Genomic DNA, 5082 nt, shown 5'->3' on the forward strand with positions numbered 1-5082 from the left:
TTCGACCACTCTGCCATCTCTCCGCACGGCCTGCATAATAGGGAAACCCATTGGCTTTGTGAAGCTTTTTTTTAAAAAAATTGTTTAAGTGCTTAAAAAACAATTAATTTGTTTAAAGATGAAACAAATAATTTCTTTTTGATGCTTAAATGAACTTTAATTAAAAAATAACACTCTATTGATCTACAAAGGTTTGCCCAAACATATAAGAGTTGGTAATCTAATTTTAGTTAAATTATCGAAACAAACATGTTTCACTTAAAGGAGCTCTACAATGGCATTTAATCATTCGTACAATACCGCTAAACCGGTAATGTCGACCATTGAAACAAACAAGGTACTTAAAAACACCTATTTCTTACTGGCCATGACATTAGCATTTAGTGCTGTTACGGCGGGTATTTCAATGGCATTACAATTACCTTACTTTATGGGAATTGTGTTCACACTGGTTTCGTTTGGTTTATTATTTGTTGTAAACAAAAAAGCAGACTCAGCCTCAGGCGTGTTTTGGGTGTTTGCTTTTACAGGCTGTATGGGCGCAGGCCTTGGCCCACTACTTAACTATTATGCGGCTATGCCTAATGGCCCTATGCTTATTATGCAGGCGCTTGGTTCTACTGCATTAATATTTTTTGGTCTATCGGCTTATGCATTAAACACTAAAAAAGACTTCTCATTTATGGGTGGTTTTTTAACAGTAGGCTTACTAGTGGTTATTGTTGCAAGCATAGTTAACATCTTCATTGGCAGCTCGCTGATGTTTATGGTGCTTAACGCTGCTGTTGTGTTAATTATGTCTGGCTTAATCTTATTTGATACTAGCCGTATTATTAATGGTGGCGAAACTAACTATATTCGCGCGACGGTCGCTCTATACTTAAACGTATATAACCTATTTACTTCTTTACTGCACCTTCTTGGCGCAAGTGATGACTAATTAAATAGTTCTGTTAAAATAGCCCCTTTATTGGGGCTTTTTTATTGGAATTGTTTTGGCGCGATTTGTTCTTTCTTTACATACTCCTCCTTCAGATCATGACTCAACGCAACGTATTATAAAGTTTGCGAATGCATGTTTAGCACAAGGCCACACCATAGATGCGATATTTTTGTATCAAAATGGGATTTATCACGCATCAGCTCACTTTGAGCTAGCCTCTGACGAGCTGCAAATTCCTACGCAATGGCAACAACTTGCAGATAAAAACGTTAACTTAATGCTATGTATTACCGCAGCAGAAAAACGCGGCTTAAACACAAGCCAAACAGGTGTGTTTACTGTAGCCGGGCTTGCAGAATTTGCCATGCTAGTGAGTGATGCAGATAAATGGATACAGTTTAAATGAAAAACGTTTTAGTAATGAGCCAATCCAGCCCTTTTGATGAGCTTAATACCCGCGATGCCCTAGACATGGCACTAATATTTGCCGCAGTTGATCAAAATATTAGCTGGCTATTTAGCGGCCCTGCAGTGCTTGCTTTAAAACATAATCAATCAACACAGCAACTTGGTGTAAAAGATTTTTTTAAAAACATCAAAACGCTTGAAATCTATGAAGTAGAAAACATATATGTATGTGAAAAATCGTTACTAGATTATAACGTAAACAAATCTCAATTAATTATTGATTCAACCAGCCTCAATTACACTGAGCAACAACAGCTGATCGGCCAGCAAGATTTTGTGGTGAACCTATGAGTACATTACACATTTTTTCAAAGCCACTGGCTTATTACGACTCTACTCAGCTGGAAAACTTAATTAAAGACACCGATAAAGTACTCCTTGTTGGTGATGCCTGTTATGCCGCTAAGCAGTATTTTCAATTAAACGATTCGCTATTGTTGCTTTTAGAGGATGCGCAGGCACGCGCAGTTAAACTAAGCCCAGGCCAAACACTTATTAATTACGATGAGTTTGTTGCCCTTACTCTATCTACTAACCAATCTATTACCTGGTAATCCATGCTTGAATTTAATAATCAACAAATCGACACTGATAAACAAGGCTACTTGCTAGATTACACTTTGTGGACAAAAGAGTTAGCCCCCATTATCGCCGAGCAAGAAAACATTATCTTGAGTGAACAACACTGGGAAGTGATTAATTTTGTGCGCAATTTTTACTTAGAATATAACACCAGCCCAGCAATAAGAATGCTTGTTAAAGCCATGGCTAAAGCGCTTGGCGAGGACAAAGGCAATAGTATTTATTTGTATAAATTATTTCCCAAGGGGCCTGCAAAACAAGCCACAAAAATTGCCGGCTTACCCAAGCCCGCTAGGTGTATTTAATGGCGAACAAACCAATGCATAATCGCGCAAGTAAAAGTACCACTAAACGCACTACGGGTAGAACTTACTCACGCAGCGCGCTCACTAAAAAAAGCACAACTTCGCGTGAAATTCAACCCGCTATAGCGCCTAAAGATAGAAAAATTGTTTTATTTAATAAACCTTACGATGTGCTTTGCCAATTTACAGACGATGCCAATAGAAAAACCTTGGCTGAATTTATTCCCATTAAAGATGTATACGCTGCGGGCAGACTCGACCGTGACAGTGAAGGCTTGTTACTTTTAACAAACTGCGGAAAGCTTCAAAATACCCTTACCGCACCGAATAAAAAAACTAATAAAACCTATTGGGTGCAAGTTGAAGGCGAGCCTAGTGAAGAGGCCATTAATGCCCTGTGTAAAGGTGTTGAACTAAAAGATGGGACGACCTTACCTGCAAACGTAAAAATTATTGAAGAGCCAAAACTTTGGCCTCGTGTGCCGCCGGTAAGAGAGCGAAAATCGATTCCTACAACGTGGTTAAGTATTACAATTAATGAAGGACGTAATAGGCAAGTTCGCCGTATGACCGCCCATGTTGGGCACCCTACATTAAGGCTTATTCGCTACAGTATTGGCAATTACACGCTAGATGGCATACACAGCGCACAGTACAGTGTTATAAAAGGTGAGGTAAATGCATAAACCCCATGTAACGGTAGCTGCTGTAGTAAAAAAAGGAGAGCGTTTTTTACTGGTAAAAGAGCGAGATAAATTTACTTCTAATATTTGTTATAACCAACCTGCTGGCCATTTAGAAGTAAACGAAACACTGGCTCAAGCAGCCAGCAGAGAGCTTTTTGAAGAAGCAGGTTTGTCCCTAACGCCCACTGGCTTAATCGGTATTTATAACTTACATGCGGCTAATGGGGTGCATTACTTACGCTTTTGTTTTATGTTTGATGGCACTCAAATCACCACTGAGCCCTGCCCAAAAGATGCAGATATAATTAGTGCCAACTGGCACAGTTTAGAAGACATAAAAGCACTGCCTCTAAGAAGCCATTTAGTTTTAAAATGTATTGAAGACAGCCTAAACCGCCCTATTCAAGACGTAGACTTTATTTACGAGGATAATTAAACATCTGCGCTTTATATAATTCTCAAAGCTATATAAATAGTCCAAGGCTATAAATTAACTTAATGCTAAACAATTTCGTCCTTGCCTTTTTGAATAATAAAGTGCGCTATCGGCGGCCTTAATAAACTCTTTTTGATCGCAACTATCATCTTTATTAATTGCGTGAATACCCATGCTCAGGGTTAAGTAGCCGGTAAAGCTGTCTTCATGAGGGATGTGCAGCTCTTCGATTGCTTTTTGAATATGCTCAGCAATAAATAAAGCCCCTTGTTTATCGGTTTGAGGCAGCAATACAACAAATTCTTCTCCGCCATAACGCGCCACAAAGTCCTCGGTGCGGCTTACCGTGCACGCTATTGCTTGCGCCACGTTATACAAACATAAATCACCTTCAACATGCCCGTAGCGGTCGTTAAAGAGTTTAAAGTGATCAATATCGATTAATATAATCGCCAAATCGTCACCACACTCAACGGCTTTTTCAAACTCTTTACTTAGCTTTTCATCAAAACGACGTCTATTTGCTATTTGTGTTAGCGAATCTAAAAATGCCATGTCGCGTAAAATATTTTGATCTTCTAAACGCTTGGTCGCATCATTAAATACAGCAATATATTCATCGCCCAAATTGATTCCAGATACTTCCATAGTAATTGTATTACCGTTTTTACAAGTAACATGGTAATCATGCGCGGGAATGTCTTGTCCTGTTTCATTGCCAATTTCTAACGCCGATTGCCACGTTTTTTTCACGGCCTCTCGATAGTGAGGATCTGGGTATGTATTAACCCACCACTGCTCTAAGTTAGGTAAGTCATCAACGGTATAACCAAATACATCTATAAACCGCTGATTAACTCTAATAATATCACCGGTTTTAGCACACACATTAGAGATAGGCATAGGCAAAATAGTAAATAAATGGGCGTAGTGGCTCATCTCGTGGCGCTTCATAGGATGATGCATTTTTTTAGAAAGGAAACTGTATGGCACATCTTCTTTTTCTTGAGAAAGCGAATTATCCATACTTAATGCAAAATACCATTCATCCCACCAGCGTTTCATAGCCTCAAACAAGGCGGTTTCTGGCTCGTCAACTAATTCAATAGAACTTGAGACAGCATTGAAAATCTCATCAATAGGACTGTTTTGCTTGGCATCTGAGGGTTAAGTGTACTCAAAAATTTCATGAAAAAGCGTATACGTATCACGTTTTAAGTCACTAGTAGGCATTATGAGTAACTCATTTAGTTCATCGCGTGAGTTTGCAGCATAATATTGTATTAACGTTGAAAGCTTTTTTACCTGGAAGGCGTAATTCATATATTCATTCCGTTGAAAATATTTTTTATAAAAAAGTGAGTCTAATAAGCAAAATCTTACTGGCAGCTGAATTTACAAGCAAGAACAAGGCAATAAAAGCATTATTATCATTTAATAACGTAAGAATGGCACCGAAATATCTTTTTACAATCGATTATTTAAATTTTTCATCATTTTTTATGTTAAATACGATTCAGTCTTATTTGCTATTTATTATATGAATAAAATAACTACAAAATCGTGTGTTTGCGCCACTCCTCCCTTTAAGCAAAAACAAAATGCGTGCTATAATCGCGGCCTTTCCAAGTTAACAGCAATCTGTATAAGCGAAATTATTCA

Annotated in this window: 8 protein-coding genes; 7 read left to right on the top strand and 1 reads right to left on the bottom strand. The window is 38.2% G+C overall.

Annotation, left to right across the window (positions count from 1 at the left end; genetic code table 11):
• Positions 1–274: 274 nt before the first annotated feature.
• Genes B4F91_RS01255 through B4F91_RS01285 form a run of 7 tightly spaced genes read left to right on the top strand, consistent with a single transcriptional unit; the run spans position 275 to position 3420 of the window.
• Positions 275–940 (top strand): Bax inhibitor-1/YccA family protein, encoded by a 666-nt coding sequence (locus B4F91_RS01255; RefSeq protein ID WP_004586716.1) that lies wholly within the window; start codon positions 275–277, stop codon positions 938–940.
• Between the two features lie 55 nt (positions 941–995).
• Positions 996–1349, top strand: a complete 354-nt coding sequence (tusD, locus tag B4F91_RS01260; protein ID WP_029772642.1) for a sulfurtransferase complex subunit TusD — start codon at positions 996–998, stop codon at positions 1347–1349.
• Positions 1346–1702 carry a sulfurtransferase complex subunit TusC gene (gene tusC / locus B4F91_RS01265; RefSeq protein WP_286939250.1) on the top strand — a complete coding sequence of 119 codons (357 nt, stop codon included), beginning with the start codon at positions 1346–1348 and terminating at the stop codon, positions 1700–1702. The genes tusD and tusC overlap by 4 nt, the downstream gene beginning before the upstream one ends.
• The gene (tusB, locus tag B4F91_RS01270) at positions 1699–1965 is read left to right on the top strand and encodes a sulfurtransferase complex subunit TusB (RefSeq protein ID WP_054982589.1); all 267 of its coding nucleotides are present in this window, start codon (positions 1699–1701) and stop codon (positions 1963–1965) included. Before tusC ends, tusB begins: the two co-directional genes overlap by 4 nt.
• Positions 1966–1968: 3 nt before the next feature.
• Positions 1969–2298 (top strand): TusE/DsrC/DsvC family sulfur relay protein, encoded by a 330-nt coding sequence (locus B4F91_RS01275; protein WP_004586720.1) that lies wholly within the window; start codon positions 1969–1971, stop codon positions 2296–2298.
• A complete protein-coding gene (locus tag B4F91_RS01280) occupies positions 2298–2984 on the top strand; it encodes a pseudouridine synthase (RefSeq protein ID WP_288635333.1) in 687 nt (228 codons plus the stop codon). The genes B4F91_RS01275 and B4F91_RS01280 overlap by 1 nt, the downstream gene beginning before the upstream one ends.
• Entirely contained in the window at positions 2977–3420 is a 444-nt protein-coding gene (locus tag B4F91_RS01285) for an NUDIX domain-containing protein (protein ID WP_288635334.1), read from the top strand. The genes B4F91_RS01280 and B4F91_RS01285 overlap by 8 nt, the downstream gene beginning before the upstream one ends.
• Before the next feature lie 54 nt (positions 3421–3474).
• Here B4F91_RS01285 and B4F91_RS01290 read toward each other — a convergent pair whose 3' ends face one another.
• Positions 3475–4485 carry a sensor domain-containing diguanylate cyclase gene (locus B4F91_RS01290; protein ID WP_288635335.1) on the bottom strand — a complete coding sequence of 337 codons (1011 nt, stop codon included), beginning with the start codon at positions 4483–4485 and terminating at the stop codon, positions 3475–3477.
• Positions 4486–5082: the final 597 nt, after the last annotated feature.

Origin of the sequence: Pseudoalteromonas sp. UBA6610 (assembly GCF_002433295.1) — a bacterium.
In the GTDB taxonomy this organism is placed as follows: domain Bacteria; phylum Pseudomonadota; class Gammaproteobacteria; order Enterobacterales; family Alteromonadaceae; genus Pseudoalteromonas; species Pseudoalteromonas atlantica.

Coding starts and splice junctions, on each gene's coding strand:
- B4F91_RS01285 (WP_288635334.1), top strand. CDS start 2,977: ATGCATAAACCCCATGTAACGGTAGCTGCTGTAGTAAAAAAAGGAGAG.
- tusB (WP_054982589.1), top strand. CDS start 1,699: ATGAGTACATTACACATTTTTTCAAAGCCACTGGCTTATTACGACTCT.
- tusC (WP_286939250.1), top strand. CDS start 1,346: ATGAAAAACGTTTTAGTAATGAGCCAATCCAGCCCTTTTGATGAGCTT.
- B4F91_RS01280 (WP_288635333.1), top strand. CDS start 2,298: ATGGCGAACAAACCAATGCATAATCGCGCAAGTAAAAGTACCACTAAA.
- B4F91_RS01255 (WP_004586716.1), top strand. CDS start 275: ATGGCATTTAATCATTCGTACAATACCGCTAAACCGGTAATGTCGACC.
- B4F91_RS01275 (WP_004586720.1), top strand. CDS start 1,969: ATGCTTGAATTTAATAATCAACAAATCGACACTGATAAACAAGGCTAC.
- B4F91_RS01290 (WP_288635335.1), bottom strand. CDS start 4,485: ATGAAACGCTGGTGGGATGAATGGTATTTTGCATTAAGTATGGATAAT.